The sequence below is a fragment of the Corallococcus sp. AS-1-12 genome (assembly GCF_020036995.1).
Classification (GTDB): domain Bacteria; phylum Myxococcota; class Myxococcia; order Myxococcales; family Myxococcaceae; genus Corallococcus.
Window position 1 is genome coordinate 46234 of record NZ_JAIQDD010000027.1, and the last position, 15143, is coordinate 61376.

Annotated in this window: 12 protein-coding genes; 7 read left to right on the forward strand and 5 right to left on the reverse strand. The window is 69.6% G+C overall.

The window, feature by feature from the left end; genetic code table 11:
* Positions 1-11 precede the first annotated feature (11 nt).
* The 3 genes from K8556_RS31025 to K8556_RS31035 form a co-directional block, all read right to left on the reverse strand.
* Positions 12-1622, reverse strand: a complete 1611-nt coding sequence (locus K8556_RS31025) for a lactate racemase domain-containing protein (RefSeq protein WP_223743724.1) — start codon at positions 1620-1622, stop codon at positions 12-14.
* Between the two features lie 33 nt (positions 1623-1655).
* Positions 1656-2321 carry an HAD family phosphatase gene (locus K8556_RS31030; protein ID WP_223646549.1) on the reverse strand — a complete coding sequence of 222 codons (666 nt, stop codon included), beginning with the start codon at positions 2319-2321 and terminating at the stop codon, positions 1656-1658.
* Between the two features lie 104 nt (positions 2322-2425).
* Positions 2426-3418, reverse strand: a complete 993-nt coding sequence (locus K8556_RS31035; protein WP_223743725.1) for an NAD(P)-dependent oxidoreductase — start codon at positions 3416-3418, stop codon at positions 2426-2428.
* A 380-nt stretch (positions 3419-3798) separates the two neighbouring features.
* On the opposite strand from K8556_RS31035, the gene K8556_RS31040 reads away from it, so the two are divergent.
* From K8556_RS31040 to hemH, 6 genes are all read left to right on the forward strand, one after another.
* Positions 3799-4131, forward strand: coding sequence for an SWIB/MDM2 domain-containing protein (locus K8556_RS31040; RefSeq protein ID WP_014394388.1), 333 nt, complete (start codon positions 3799-3801; stop codon positions 4129-4131).
* A 187-nt stretch (positions 4132-4318) separates the two neighbouring features.
* Positions 4319-7426: a malto-oligosyltrehalose synthase gene (gene treY, locus K8556_RS31045; protein WP_223743726.1), complete on the forward strand. Its 3108-nt coding sequence runs from the start codon at positions 4319-4321 to the stop codon at positions 7424-7426.
* Positions 7423-9567 (forward strand): glycogen debranching protein GlgX, encoded by a 2145-nt coding sequence (glgX, locus tag K8556_RS31050; protein ID WP_223743727.1) that lies wholly within the window; start codon positions 7423-7425, stop codon positions 9565-9567. Before treY ends, glgX begins: the two co-directional genes overlap by 4 nt.
* 36 nt (positions 9568-9603) lie before the next feature.
* Positions 9604-10596, forward strand: coding sequence for a TerC family protein (locus K8556_RS31055; RefSeq protein WP_223743783.1), 993 nt, complete (start codon positions 9604-9606; stop codon positions 10594-10596).
* A 55-nt stretch (positions 10597-10651) separates the two neighbouring features.
* Positions 10652-11035 carry a Co2+/Mg2+ efflux protein ApaG gene (apaG, locus tag K8556_RS31060; RefSeq protein WP_223743728.1) on the forward strand — a complete coding sequence of 128 codons (384 nt, stop codon included), beginning with the start codon at positions 10652-10654 and terminating at the stop codon, positions 11033-11035.
* A gap of 10 nt (positions 11036-11045) precedes the next feature.
* Positions 11046-12116 carry a ferrochelatase gene (gene hemH, locus K8556_RS31065; RefSeq protein WP_223743729.1) on the forward strand — a complete coding sequence of 357 codons (1071 nt, stop codon included), beginning with the start codon at positions 11046-11048 and terminating at the stop codon, positions 12114-12116.
* Here the strand turns inward: hemH and K8556_RS31070 are convergent.
* A complete protein-coding gene (locus K8556_RS31070; protein WP_223743730.1) occupies positions 12091-13158 on the reverse strand; it encodes a hypothetical protein in 1068 nt (355 codons plus the stop codon). The genes hemH and K8556_RS31070 overlap by 26 nt on opposite strands.
* 304 nt (positions 13159-13462) lie before the next feature.
* Here K8556_RS31070 and K8556_RS31075 point away from each other — a divergent pair, with 304 nt between their 5' ends.
* The gene (locus K8556_RS31075) at positions 13463-14158 is read left to right on the forward strand and encodes a hypothetical protein (RefSeq protein ID WP_223743731.1); all 696 of its coding nucleotides are present in this window, start codon (positions 13463-13465) and stop codon (positions 14156-14158) included.
* On the opposite strand, the gene K8556_RS31080 is transcribed toward K8556_RS31075, so the two are convergent.
* A complete protein-coding gene (locus K8556_RS31080; RefSeq protein WP_223743732.1) occupies positions 14159-15124 on the reverse strand; it encodes an L-threonylcarbamoyladenylate synthase in 966 nt (321 codons plus the stop codon). It abuts the gene before it with no gap.
* Between the last annotated feature and the right edge of the window lie 19 nt (positions 15125-15143).

Genomic DNA, 15143 nt, shown 5'->3' on the forward strand with positions numbered 1-15143 from the left:
GAGCGACCCTTTCACTTCACGTCCACCATCACCGTGGGCGCGATGCGCAGCAGGCTGATGGACGCCGAGCGCCCCATGAAGCCGCGCGCCTCTTCAATCGCCTCGGAGAGGGTGTCCGTGCGCTCCCAGCCGAGCAGGGCCGGGACGTGGTTGTTCTCCGCGCCCGCGACGATGACCTTGCCCACGTGCTGGCGGCCGTTCTCGCCCCAGTACCACATGTAGAAGGGGTGCACGCCGTGGTAGGCGTTGCCCTTCCGGTACAGGTGCACGTAGCTGGGGTTCTCCGCGAACTCCTTCTCGTACTTGTGCTCCAGCTTCATGGAGTCCCGCGTCTCCGGCAGCAGCCGGTGGAAGAACTCGATGTAGCTGGGGTGCTGCACGGGGTCGAACTCGTCGTAGGCCGGGTGCAGGAGGATGAGCACGCCCCCCTTCTTCACCAGCGGCACGCCCCGGTTGAGGTTGTAGAAGTAGCCCAGCCCCATCACCTGCACGAGCAGCGGGTTGAGGATGGAGTTGACGCTGTAGGGGCTGACGAACGGGATGGGGAAGATGACGATGTCGCTCTGCCCCTCCACCGGCACCACGTACTGCTTCCAGCTCTGCTCCAGCGTCTTGGCGTGCGTGGGCTCCGTGGCCCCCGCGAACACGCCCGTCACGTCATAGGGCGCGGGGATGGCGTTGAGCACCTTGCGCGCCGCCGCGCGGGGCAGCTTGGACAGCGTGAAGCGCAGGGCCTGGAACTTCAGCCGGTCCGCCTCCGTGTAGTCCTCTTCCTTCTTCGCCAGGAAGTCCGTGGGCGCGCCGAACATGCGGTTGTTCAGCGTGGTCTCGATGTGGAAGACCTTCAGCGTCTTGTCGATGACCGTCCCGATGCGCGAGTTCTTCGTGTAGAGCGCGCTCGCCTTCGGCTCCATGTAGGAGTCCGAATCGCGGATGGTCTTCGGGTTGTGGTGGTGCCGCAGCGACGCGTAGTTCGTCACGCCCGTGCCCATGGACTTGTGCCCGCCGTTCATGGGCACGAAGTTGATGTTCACGTAGACGATGAGGTCGCTCTCCGCCACGCGGCGGTTCACGGCCACCACTTCATTGTGGCTGGTGCGCTCCAGCTCCGTGATGCCGTCCGGGTCTTCCGCGTCGTGGTTGTAGTAGCGGTCCGGGTAGTAGGCGTCGAAGATCTTCTCGCCCACCATGCGCTTCATCTCGCCTTCGGTCATCCGGCGGTGCAGCGCGTTGGCGATGACCAGGTGCACGTCATCCACGCCGCTGTCCGCGCACAGCTCCAGCACCACCTCCAGGATGGACTGGCGCACGTCCGGGGTGACCATGGGCGGCAGGGGGACGCTGATGTCGTCGATGACGCACGTCAGCCGCATGCCGGGCTTGAGCAGCGCGTGCAGCGGGTCCATGCCCTCCGGGTGGTTGATGGCCCAGCGGATGGCGGCCTTCACGTTGGGCACGCCCTCCAGCGGGGGGCGGGGGAAGATGACCCGGGTGCCCACGGGCAGGTCTTCCTGGAGGAAGCCCTCGCCGTAGAAGAGCGCCCGCGGGGGGCTGCCCTTCTCCGTGATGACCACCTGGCTTTCCTCGTCGTACAGCTTCTGGAGCGTCTTGAGCGGGCGCATGGATGAAGGGGGGCGGCGAAAAGGGGTGGGGGGTTACTTCAGGTCCAGGATGGGCCAGTTGTACGCGCGCGCGAGCGAGCGCAGCCGCAGGTCCGGGTTCACCGCGGTGGGCCGTCCCACCACGGCGAGCATGGCGTAGTCGGAGGCGCTGTCCGAGTAGCCATGGCACTGGTTGAGGGCCAGGCCCTCGCGCTCGCAGTAGGCGCGGATGGCGTTGGCCTTGTTGGCGCCTTCGATGATGGGCGGAATCACCTTGCCGGTGGCCTTGCCGCCCACGAACTGCATCTTGTTGGCGATGACGTCGTCACAGCCCAGGTGCCGGGCCAGGGGGCGCATGGTGAAGTCCAGCGCGCCGGTGACGAGCACGATGCGGCAGCCGGAGCGGCGCGCCTCGTCGATGAGGTCCTGCGTCTGCTCGTACAGCGCGGGCTTCAGGACGTCCTCGAACATGTCCTCCGCGATGGTGACGAGCCGGTCCTCGCTGAGGCCCGAGTAGTACCGGTAGAAGAATTCGTTGAAGGCCTTGCGGTTGACGGCATCCAGGATGCCGAACACCGGCAGACCCAGGGCGGTGCCCAGGGTTCGGCCCGCGATACCCCGGAGCGAGCCCCGGTTCGTCGCGTAATAGGCATAGACGTGGACGATGTTCGTCCGGACCAGCGTCCCGTCGACGTCGAAGAAGGCTGCTTTGGCGGGCACTTTGGGGGGCATGGGCGGTCGGGCTTCCTCCCATCCTGGAGGGGGTGTGGTCAACGAAAGCGCAAAGGGCCGGGGTGGGCTGCCGGCCCTTTGGGCGCATGGGGCTATAACCAGCCCTGTGCGCGATACCATTCGCCACTGCGGGTGATGGACTCCGCCAGCCCCCGGCGCGGCCGGAAGCCCAGCAGGCGCTCGGCCTTGGCCCCGGAGCAGGTCCAGGCCGGGGCCAGGAGCTGCCGCGCCAGCTTCCGGTTCAGGGGGAGCTTGCGGCCGGTCAGCCGCGTCACCCCGTCCGCCGCCGTGGCCAGGGCGGTCAACACCGCCGGGGACAGCCGCCAGGTGCGCGTCTGGAAGCCCAGGGCCTTCGCCCCCAGGTCCTGCATCTCCTCCAGGGTCAGCCGCTCCGGGCCGGCGCAGAAGAACGCCTCGCCCAGGGCCTCCGGCTTCTCCGCCAGGACGAGCAGCAGGTCCACCACGTCCTCCACGTCCACCAGGGACAGGGGCCGGGGGCCGCCGGTCAGCTCCAGCCGGATGCCCTTCTTCCCCAGCTTGAAGAAGGTCAGGTTTTCCCGGTCTCCAGGCCCCAGGATGCGCGGCGGGCGGATCACCGTCACCGGCAGCCGGTCCTGGAAGGAGAACGCGATGCGCTCACCCTCCGCCTTGCTCTCGCCGTACCACTCATGCGGGTGGAAGGCGTCCTCCTCCACGTGGGGGCGCTCCGGGGTGGAGGGGCCGTGGGAGGCCAGCGAGCCGCACATCACCAGGCGGGGGCGGGGCTGGGGCAGGGCGGCCATGGCCTCGCAGAGGAGGCGGGTGCCCTGCGCGTTGACGCGCATGAACTCGTCGCGCACCGCGGCGCGGCGGATGCCGGCCAGGTGGAAGACGACGTCCACGCCCTTCACCGCTTGAGCCAGCGAGGCGGGGTCCGTCACGTCGCCCACCACCCGCGTCCAGGGGTGGCCTTCCAGGGCCTTCTCCAACTCGCGGGTGTCCGTGGTGGGGCGCAGCAGGCATGACACCCGGTCGCCGCGCGCGGCCAGCGCCCGAGCGAGCCAGGTCCCCAGGAAGCCACCGGCACCAGTGATGAGGGCATTCATGGACGCTGTTTCATCCGAAAAGCCACATCCCGTCCACCGCCGAAAAGGGCGGGGTCGCGCCCGAGCGGCGGAACGCTCCGGATGCCGACTTTCCGCCTCCGGACGCGCCGCGAGGCACAATCCCCGAGGGAAAACGGCCTCCGGGGCCGGTTTCTGGCGCTCCGGACGCGCCGCGGGGCTTCCATTCCCGAGGGAAGAATGCGCTGCGGGGCCGAGTTCTAGGCTCCGAATCCATTGCTCCGAGGGGCCCCAGAGGGAAAAAGCGCGCGATGGACGCTGTTTTTCGCTCTAGGCCGTGCTACTACGCGCCATCGGCTCTAGCTTGAAGATGCAAGCACGCCGTGCAACGTCCCCTTCGGAGGGGAGGAGACACAAGACGAATGGCCGCCAAGAAAGCCGCTGCGAAGAAGTCTGCCCCTGCTGCCGCGAAGAAGGCCCCTGCCGCGAAGAAGGCCGCGGGCCGTAAGCCGAACGCCGCGTTCATGAAGGAGATGACGCCCTCCGCTGAGCTGGCGGCGATCGTCGGGTCCAAGGCGCTGCCCCGCACCGCGGTGGTCAGCAAGATCTGGGACTACATCAAGAAGAACAACCTCCAGGACGCGAAGAACAAGCGCCAGATCAACGCCGACGACAAGCTCAAGCCCATCTTCGGCGGCAAGAAGAACGTCACCATGTTCGAGATGACCGCGCTGGTGAACAAGCACCTGAGCTGAACGGTGCAGGGCCCGTCGGGGCCGTCGCCGGTCGCCCGAAGGACCCTGGGGGCTCGTCACGCATCGCGCGCGACGGGCCCTCCGCTTTTTCTCCCTCCGCCAACCGCTCGCCCGGAGCGTTGAAAAGGGGGCTAAGGCGCATCTGCCCGCTGGCGGACGCGCCGCGTCGGGCCTACCTCTGGGGCCCATGTTCCACGACAGCCTTGAGGCAGGGGAGCGCTCCGCGCGGCAGGCGGACGCGGATGGCACGCACACGACGGTGGAAGCCCAGGCGGAGGGCCTGTTCGAGCAGGTCCGACGCGAGCTGCAATCGCGCCGCGTCACGCCGCTGTCCACCTACCGGATGCAACTGCACCAGGGCTTCACCTTCCAGCAGGCGAAGGCGCTGGTGCCGTACCTGGCCCGGCTGGGCGTGAGCGACTTCTACGCGTCGCCCTACCTCAAGGCCACGCCCGGCAGCACCCACGGCTACGACTGCGTGGACCACCAACGGCTCAACCCGGAGGTGGGCACGCCCGAGGAGCACGCGGCCCTCTGTGACGCCCTGCGCGAGCACGGGCTGGGGCAGGTGCTGGACGTGGTGCCCAACCACATGGGCATCGAGCGGGACAACCGCCTGTGGCTGGACGTGCTGGAGAACGGCCCGTCGTCCATCTACGCGAAGTTCTTCGACGTGGACTGGCGGCCGGTGAAGGACGAGCTGGCGGACAAGGTGCTGCTGCCCATCCTGGGCGACCAGTACGGCATCGTGCTGGAGCGCGGCGAGCTGAAGCTGTCCTACGACGCCGGCGCCTTCCACCTGCACTACTACGACCACCGGCTGCCGGTGGCGCCGCGCCAGTACGCGAGGATCCTCGGGCACGGCCTGGAGCGGCTGGAGAAGCAGTTGGGCGCGGAGTCGCCGCACCTGGTGGAGCTGCTCTCCATCCTGACGGCCCTGGACCACCTGCCGCCGCGCACGGAGGTGAGCACGGCGAAGGTGATTGAGCGGCACCGGGAGAAGGAGGTCATCAAGCGGCGGCTGGGCGCGGTGGTGGCGGACAGCCCGGAGCTGGCGGCGTACGTGGAGGAGAACGTCCGGGTGTTCAACGGCACGCCGGGCAACGTGCGCTCCTTCGACCTGCTGGACGCGCTGCTGCAGAACTGCAGCTACCGGCTGGCGCACTGGCGCGTGGCGGGCGAGGAGATCAACTACCGCCGCTTCTTCGACATCAACGGCCTGGCCGCCATCCGCGTGGAGGACGCGGACGTCTTCCAGGAGGCGCACCAGCTCATCTTCGAGTGGCTGCGCGAGGGGCGCGTCACGGGCCTGCGAATCGACCACCCGGACGGCCTCTTCGACCCCACCGCCTACTTCCTGGACCTGCAGGAGCGCTTCTTCGTGGAGCGCGCGCGGGCGCGCTTCGACGCGGGCCGCGAGGAGGGCGGCGCCGCGCGGTGGCCGGAGGTGGAGGCGCTGTTGCGCGCGAAGTGGCGGCGCGAGGTGATGGACACGCCGGACAGCCCGCTGCGCAAGGCGCTCTTCGTGGCGGTGGAGAAGATTCAAGGCGGCCGTGAGCGCATCCCGGACGCGTGGGCGGTGCACGGCACCACCGGCTACCGCTTCGCCAACGCGGTGAGCGGCCTGTTCGTGCACCCGGCCGCGGAGGCGCACCTGACGGAGACGTACGAGCGCTTCGCGGGCGGCACGCAGGACTTCGCGGAGCTGGTGTACCAGAAGAAGCTGCTCATCATGCGCGTGAGCATGGCCAGCGAAATCAACGTGCTGGCGCACGAGCTCAACCGCATCTCGGAGATGAACCGCCGCACGCGCGACTTCACGCTCAACAGCCTGAGGCGCGCGCTGGTGGAGTTCATCGCGCTGTTCCCCGTCTACCGCACCTACGTGGACGGCTGGCGCGCGGAGCTGGACGTGCGCGACGTGCAGTACATCGAGTGGACCCTCCAGCGCGCCAAGGAGCGCAACACCACCACCAACGCCTCCATCTTCGACTTCCTGCGCGACATCCTCCTGGGCCGCTACCCGGAGCACGTGGGGGACGACGAGAAGGCCGTCATGCTGCGATTCGCCATGAAGCTCCAGCAGGTGACGGGCCCCGTCATGGCCAAGGGCCTGGAGGACACGGTCTTCTACATCTACAACCGGCTGGTGAGCCTCAACGAGGTGGGCGGCGAGCCGGAGCACTTCGGCATGCGCGCCACCACCTTCCACCTGCGCAACCAGGAGCGCGCGGAGCGCTGGCCGGCGAGCATGCTCACCTCCAGCACCCACGACACCAAGCGCAGCGAGGACGTGCGCGCGCGCATCAACGTCCTCACGGAGCTGCCGGAGGCGTGGCGGGAGAAGGTGCGCGCCTGGGCGGACCTCACCCAGGCCTTCGTCAGCCACCTGCCCACGGGCCCCGCGCCGTCGTCCAACGACGTCTACCTCTTCTTCCAGACGGTGGTGGGCGCGTGGCCCATGGGGGATGCGGTGCCCCGGGCCGAGCTCCAGGAGTTCCACCGCCGCGTGCGCGAGTACATGGGCAAGGCCATCAAGGAGGCCAAGGTCCGCACGTCGTGGACCAACCCGGACGGCGCCTATGACGACGCGGTGGCGCGCTTCGTGGACGCGTGCTTCGACCCCGCGAGGAGCCAGGCCTTCCTGGACGACGTGAAGGCCTTCAAGCGCCGCATCGAGCGCGCGGGCCAGCACAACGCGCTGGGGCAACTGCTCCTGAAGCTGGCGTCGCCGGGCGTGGCGGACACGTACCAGGGCTGCGAGCTGTGGGACTTGTCGCTGGTGGATCCGGACAACCGCCGGCCGGTGGACTACGCCCTGCGCGAGCGGCTGCTCACGGCGCTGGACGCCGCGGCGGCGAAGGACCGGCCCGCCCTGTGCGCGCGGCTGTCCCGGGACTTCGACGACGGGCAGGTGAAGCTCTTCGTCCTGGCGGAGGCGCTGCGGCTGCGCCAGCGGTACGCGGACCTGTTCCGCGCCGGCGGCTACGGGGCGCTGGAGCTGTCCGGGCCGCGCTCGCCCGCGGCGGTGGGCTTCGCGCGCACGCACGGTGACAGCGTGCTGATTGCCTGCGCGCCGCGTTACACCCTGGAGGCGCTGGAGTCCGGGGGGCTGGCGCAGGCGTATGACGGCACGTTCCTGAACCTTCCGGAGGCATATGCGGGCATGATGTTCCGCAACGTCTTCACCGGGAACACCGTCCGTCCCCAGCAGGGGCCGGGAGGCGTGGGGCTGGCCCTGGGGCCGCTCCTCGCGGAGTTCCCGGTGGTGCTGCTGGAGAGGAGCACTGGATGAGAAGGGCCGAGGTGCTTCCAGGGAAGCCGTTTCCCCTGGGCGCCACGTACGACGGGAACGGCGTGAACTTCGCCGTGTTCAGTGAGCACGCGAAGAAGGTGGAGGTCTGTCTCTTCGACCCCGCCGACCCGAAGAAGGAGACGCGCCGCTTCCCGTTGCTGGAGACCACGAACCACGTCTGGCACGGCTACATGCCGGGCGTGCACGCCGGCTGTCTGTACGGCCTGCGGGTTCACGGTCCGTATGAACCGAAGAAGGGCCTGCGCTTCAACCCGCACAAGCTCCTGGTGGACCCCTACGCCCGCGCGCTGCACGGGCAGGTGGACCCCAAGGCGCCCATCCACGCGTACGTGCACGGGGGCAAGGAGGAGGACCTGGTCATGGACACGCAGGACGACGCCTGGGGCGTGCCCAAGGCGGTCATCCTGTCGGACGGGTTCGACTGGGAGGGCGACAAGCGGCCGGAGGTCCCCTGGAACAAGACGGTCCTCTATGAGCTGCACGTCAAGGGCTTCACCAAGCTGCACCCGCGCATCCCCGAACACCTGCGCGGCACGTACGCGGGCCTGGCGCACCCGGCCAGCATCGAACACCTGAAGAAGGTGGGCGTGACGAGCGTGGAGCTGCTCCCCATCCACGCCTTCGTGGACGAGCCGTTCCTCACCCAGAAGGGGCGCTCCAACTACTGGGGCTACAACACGCTGGGGTTCTTCGCACCGGACGCGCGCTACTGCGCGTCGGGCTCGCTGGGCGAGCAGGTGGCGGAGTTCAAGGGGATGGTGAAGCTGCTGCACCGCGCGGGCATCGAGGTGATCCTCGACGTGGTCTACAACCACACCTGCGAGGGCAACCACCTGGGGCCCACGCTGTCCTTCAAGGGGCTGGACGCCGGCGCGTACTACCGGCTCAGTGAGAAGGACCCGCGCTACTTCATGGACTTCACCGGGTGCGGCAACTCGTGGAACGCCACGCACCCGTACGCGCTGAAGCTCATCGCGGACAGCCTGCGCTACTGGGTGGAGGTGATGCACGTGGACGGCTTCCGCTTCGACCTGGCGACGACGCTGGGGCGGGACCGGCACGGCTACGACACCCGCGCGGCCTTCTTCCAAATCCTCCACCAGGACCCCGTGCTGAGCCGCGTGAAGCTCATCGCGGAGCCGTGGGACGTGGGGGACTACGGCTACCAGGTGGGCAACTTCCCGGTGCTGTGGAGCGAGTGGAACGGCAAGTACCGCGACACCATGCGCCGCTACTGGAAGGGGGACGACCGGCAGGCGGCGGAGATCGGCTCCCGGCTCACGGGCAGCTCGGACCTGTATGCGCTGTCCGGCCGCAAGCCCACGGCGAGCGTGAACTTCGTCACCGCGCATGACGGCTTCACGCTGCACGACCTGGTGACGTACAGCCAGAAGCACAACGAGGCCAACGGCGAGGACAACCGCGACGGCGCCAATGACAACCACGCCTGGAACTGCGGCGTGGAGGGGGAGACGAACGACCCCAAGGTGAACGCGCTGCGCGAGCAGCAGAAGCGCAACTTCCTGGCGTCCCTCTTCCTGTCGCAGGGCGTGCCCATGCTGGTGGCGGGCGACGAGATGGGCCGCACGCAGAAGGGCAACAACAACGCCTACTGCCAGGACAACGAGCTGTCGTGGGTGAACTGGGAGCTCAACGAGCAGCAGCGCCAGTTGTTGGACTTCACCTCCCGCATCATCAAGCTGCGGCGCGAGCAGCCGGTGCTGTCCAAGCGCCGCTTCTTCCGCGGGGCCCACATCTGGGACAGCGAGCTGAAGGACCTGGCGTGGTTCCGGCCGGACGGCAAGGAGATGAAGCGCGAGGACTGGGAGAAGCCCTACGTGCGCTCCCTGGCCTTCCTGCTGGGAGGCGACGCCATCGCCACGCCGGACGACGAGGGCCACCGCATCGTGGGGGACACGTTGCTGGTGCTGCTCAACGCGCACCACGAGCCCATCACCTTCATGCTGCCCGCGCTGGAGTGGGGCGCGGACTGGGAGCTGGTGGTGGACACCGCGGCGACGGGGGAGTCCCTGCGCACGCACACCCCGGCGGGCGGCAAGGTGCAGGCGGTGGGGCGTTCCCTGGTCGTCTTGCGCCGGCCGGCGACGGAATGGGAGTAGCCGCCGGGGCCGTCCCGGAGTAGGCAGCGGGGCGTGATGACGCACTCGCTCTGGCCCTGGGTGGCCTTCAACGTCTTCGTCCTGGCGATGCTCGCCATGGACCTGGGGCTGTTCCACCGCAAGGAGCACGCGGTGTCGCCGAAGGAGGCGACGCTGTGGACGCTGGTGTGGGTGAGCATCAGCCTCGCGTTCTGCGGAGGCGTCTGGCACTACGGCGGCAAGGGGCCGGCGCTGGAGTGGCTGACGGCGTACGTCGTGGAGTACGCGCTGTCCGTCGACAACCTCTTCGTCTTCCTGATGGTGTTCGGCTACTTCCGGGTGCCGCCGCAGCACCAGCACCGGGTGCTCTTCTGGGGCATCCTGGGCGCGTTCGTGATGCGCGCGCTGCTCATCGTCGCGGGCACGGCGCTGGTGGCCCGCTTCGAGTGGCTCATCTTCCTGTTCGGCGCGTTCCTCGTCTACACGGCCTCCAAGATGCTGTGGGCCAAGGACGACGAGGACGTGGACCCGGAGGCGGGCTTCATCGTCAGGATGTCCCGGCGCCTGCTGCCGGTGTCGCGCCAGGGCGAGGGCAGCCGCTTCTTCGTCCACGAGGACGGCCGGCGCAAGGTGACGCCGCTGTTCATCGTGTTGCTGGTGGTGGAGGCCACGGACCTGCTCTTCGCCATGGACTCCATCCCGGCGGTGCTGGGCATCAGCAAGGACCCGTTCATCATCTACACGTCCAACGTCTGCGCCATCCTGGGCCTGCGCTCGCTCTTCTTCGTCGTCTCCAGCCTGATGGAGAAGTTCCACCTGCTGAAGGTCGCGCTGGGCGTCATCCTGGCCTTCGTGGGCGTGAAGATGCTCATCGAGCACTGGTTCAAGATCCCCATCGGCATCTCGCTGGCGGTGATTGCCGGGTGCCTGCTGGTGGCCATCCTGGCGTCGCTGGTGTTCCCCAAGCCCCCGGAGGCGGAGGGGTCCACCCCGGTGGCGGACGCGGACAAGGCCCCGGACGCGCCGGCCCGGGAGCAGGAGCGCGGCTGAGGAAGGCCCTGCGTTTCGCTTGCATCGGGCGGGAGTCGCTGCCAAGTCTCCCGCCATGTCCACCGCCACCACCGACGGCATCCGCGTCACCGTGGAGCCGACCTTCTGGCCGGAGCGCAGCACGCCCGAGGCCGGGCAGTTCGCCTTCATGTACAAGGTGGTGCTCCTCAACGAGGGCACCGTCCCGGCGCAGCTCCGGTCCCGGCATTGGATCATCACCGACGCCCAGGGCCACATCGACGAGGTGAAGGGCGAGGGCGTGGTCGGCCGTCAGCCGCACCTCAAGCCGGGCGAGCGGTTCGAGTACACGAGCTGGGCGATGCTGAAGACGCCCTTCGGCACCATGCGCGGCGGCTACGAGATGGAGCGTCCGGACGGGACGCGCTTCGAGGCGCGCATCGCCGAGTTCGCGCTCACGTTGCCTCACGCGCTGCACTGAGGCCTCGCACATGCCTGTGCCGACCACGAAGCGGGGGCTGCTGCTCGTCAACCTGGGGACGCCGGACGCGCCCGAGCCCGGGCCGGTGCGCCGCTACCTGCGCGAGTTCCTCAACGACCCGCGCGTCATCGACATCAACCCCGTGGGGCGCTGGTTCCTCCTGAATCTCGTCATCCTGCCCTTCCGCCCCGCGAAGAGCGCGGAGGCGTACCGCAAGGTGTGGATGACAGAGGGCTCGCCGCTGCTCGTGTACAGCCGCGCGCTGGAGGCGCGGGTGCGGGAGCGGCTGGGGGACGACTACGAGGTGGAGCTGGCCATGCGCTACGGCAACCCGTCGCTGCCGGACGCCATCGCGCGGCTGAAGGCGAAGGGCGTGTCGGAGTTCACGGTGCTGCCGCTGTACCCGCATGAGGCGGCGTCGTCCTCCGCGTCGTCGCTGGCGCGGGCCTACGAGGTGCTGGCGGAGGGCTGGGACGTCCCCAACGTGCGCGCGGTGCCGGCCTTCTGGGACGACGCGGGCTTCCTGGACGCGTTCGCGGCGGTGGCGCGGCCGGTGATTGCCGACACGCGCGCGGACCACGTGCTGTTCAGCTTCCACGGGCTGCCGGAGCGGCACATGCGCAAGAGCGACCCGACGGGCAGTCACTGCCTGGCGTCCGCGGGCTGCTGTGACGCCATCACGGCGCAGAACCGGCACTGCTACCGCGCGCAGTGCTTCGCGACGGCGCGGATGCTGGCCCAGCGGCTGGGGCTGCCGGAGGGCGGCTACACGGTGTCCTTCCAGTCGCGGCTGGGGCGCACGCCGTGGGTGAAGCCGTACACGGACCTGGTGCTGCCGGAGCTGGCGGCGAAGGGCGTGAAGCGGCTGGCGGTGATGTGCCCGGCCTTCGTGGCGGACTGCCTGGAGACGCTGGAGGAGATTGGCCTGCGCGCGAAGGAGCAGTTCGTGGAGGCGGGCGGCGAGTCGCTGACGCTGGTGCCGTCCCTCAACGCCCACCCGGAGTGGGTGGACGCCGTGGTGCGGCTGGTGCGCGCTTCGGACGGCCCGGCCCCTGCTACGGCGCGGGCGGAGTCGCGGTAGTCGCGGGCGGGGCCTGGGGCGCGCTGACGGGCGTGATGCGGGCCTGGTAGGTGCCCGCGGGCAGGTTCACGGCGGGCTGCGCGGGGCCGTTGAGGGAGGTGGACAGGGTGCCCTCCCAGGAGCGCCACTGGCCGGCCTTCACCAGGAACTCGCCCTTGCCGGTGACCTTCACGGTGGCGCCCAGCTCGGTGCCCGGCGGCGGGGCTGCGGGGGCGGGGGGCGCGTCGTCCAGCTCGTTGGGGACCTCGATGGCGGCGTTCTCGGGGTCGGCTTGGGGCGCGCCCTTGTCCTTCTTGGGGAGGGAGGGGCGCGGGGCGCTGAGGGTGCCGCCGAACTGCTCCACGAGGTCGTACTCGAGCGTGGCCACCTGCTCGCCGTTGTCGCCCGGGGTGACGGAGACGAGCTTCACGCGGTTGTGGCGCTCGCCGCCGGGGGCGCGGCGGAAGAGGGTGCCCAGGGCGTCCGGCGTGGTGAGCTCGGTGCCCAGGGACCACGTCTCGCCGGGGCGCACGGGGTCGCGCGGCAGCTCCAGCACCAGCGTGGCCAGGTTGCGCGCGGGGCCCTGGAGCCCGTCGATGATGAAGCCGCGGTCGCTGAAGGTGGCGTCCTCGGGCGCGCCGGAGTTGGGCGTCACGCGCAGTTGGCGCTCCCCGTTCTTGTCCAGTTGGAGCACGTACGTGTACTCGGTGGGGACGGAGGCCCTGGCGGCGGCGGGGGCCTGGGCCTCGGCGGGGGCGGCCTTGGCGCCCTTCTTCTTGTCGGCCTTGGCGGGCTTCTCCGCGGGGGCGGACTCCAGGGCGGGCGCGTTGCGGTCCAGGGCGAGGTTGACGCGGAAGGAGATGGGCGCGTCCTGGACGAGCTTCCAGCGCAGCACGACGGCGTCCTTGGGGATGGCGGGCGCCTTGGGAGTGGGAGCGGCCTCCTCGGGCTCGGGCGCGGTGGCTCCCGGCGGGCGCGGGATGGGCTCCAGCTTGCCCGGCGCCTCCTGCTTGCAGGCGGTGAACGCGAGGGCGACGAGCAGACCGGACAGACTTCGCTTCACGGGGACACTCCTGGGTGACGGTCGCGGGATAGCGGAGCGGACGGCGGTTGTAAAAGGGAGAACGGGCCTTGACGCGCCCCGCCGGAGTCAGCGCTTCCAGTCTGGCGGACGTCCACTCCCCCTCCGAGAGGAGCAAGCCTGGGCGAGCAGGCCCCCTGGCCGCAAGTCCCCTGGGGCGTTGGAGGACCCAGCTTCCGGCCCCCCACCGTATTCCTCTATGTCCGCACCTCGCGAAGCGCGGGGGGATGCCTGCGATTGGGGGCCTCCATGGGGCGAGGCCCGTGGCTTGGAATGGAGCGGTGCGATGAAGTTCAAGGCATTGGGGCTGTGGGTGGTGCTGGGGGTGTCGGCGGGGTGTGCGTCGGGGAAGCCCACCGCGCTGGAGCGGCGGCAGGCGGTGCGGGACTCGCTGGACAAGACCTACCGGAGCACGGAGGGCTTCCAGGCGGCCCGTTGGGGGATGACGCTGGAGGAGGTGCGCGCGGCGCTGCCCGAGGCGAGCGTGGGGCCGGATGGAACGCTGCGGATGCAGACGACCATCGCGGAGGTGCCGGCGGAGGTGGCGCTCGGATTCCTGGACAACCGGCTGGCGGCGGTGGACGTGTTCTTCGCGGACGTGGCGGATCCGCGCACGTTCCACTCGCTGATGCAGGACCTGCTCACGCGCAAGTATGGCGAGCCGAAGAAGCGCATCGACGTGGCGCGAGAGCTTCAGTGGAAGAAGCTGCCCATCCGCTTCGCCGCGGACCTGATGCCCGTGCAGGAGGTGGAGGCCGCCGCGACCGTCCAGACGACGGAGAGCGCGTTGGCCCAGGGGCGGCCCAAGCTGATCAACCGGTGGACCACGCTGGAGAGCCACGTGAACCTGACGCAGTGGTCCCTGCCGTCCCGGAGCGTCGTGGCCATCCAGTACGAGTCCGCGAAGTACGCGCCCAAGCGCGCGGACCTCATCGGGCGCTACAGCACGAAGGCACGGCAGGACCTGGTGAAGGAGCTCTGATCAGTGAGCGCGGGGCGCCGCCGCGCGGGACAGCCGGTCTCGCACGGCGATGCCCAGGCCGCTCGCGGCGGGCAGACAGGCCACGAGCACGTCGTGGCCCTGTTCGTCGGCTTCACGTAGTCGCGCGTAGAGGACTCGCGCGGCCTGCGCGGGTTCTCCCGGCACGTCGAAGCGCTGCACATCTTCAGGCAATGACAGTGACGCGGGGCCCAGCACTCCGACTCGCAATCCCTGTGCTCGCAGGGCTTCCACCCGCTGCACTGCTTCACCCGGCTCCGCGAGCACCACGCCCGCCCTGGGCGCGTAGTGTGACTCCAGCGAACCGGAGACTCGCACCGTGGTCGATTTGCGCACCGGCACCGTGCGCCCCAGCACCCGCTCGATGTCCTCTGTCGCCAGGCCTCCGGGCCTGAGGATCGCGGGGGCTCCGGAGGACAGGTCCACGATGGTCGACTCCACGCCCACCGTGGACGGGCCTCCGTCCAGCACCAGGTCCACGTCGTCGCCCAGGTCGCGCCGCACGTGCTCCGCGGTCGTCGGGCTCACCCGGCCGAAGCGGTTGGCGCTGGGTGCCGCCACGCCGCCTCCCAGCCGCTGGAGCACCTCCATGGCCACGGAGTGTCCCGGCACTCTCAGGGCCACCGTGTCCTGGCCTCCCGTCACCGCGTCCGTGGCCTTCGACGTGCGCTTCAGCACCAGGGTCAGCGGCCCCGGCCAGAAGGCCTTCGCCAGCGCCTTCGCTTCGTCCGGTACCTCACGGGCCCACTCGGACAGGTGCTCCGCTCCGGGGATGTGGACGATGAGCGGGTGGTTCGCTGGCCGACCCTTGATGGCGAAGACGCGGCGCACCGCCAGTTCGTCCTCGGCGTTGGCCGCGAGGCCGTAGACCGTCTCTGTTGGCAGGGCGATGACACCGCCGCGTCGCAGCAATTCGACTGCACGGTCGAGGAGGTCGGGAGTAAGCATGCTCGGTTCGCACTGTCTC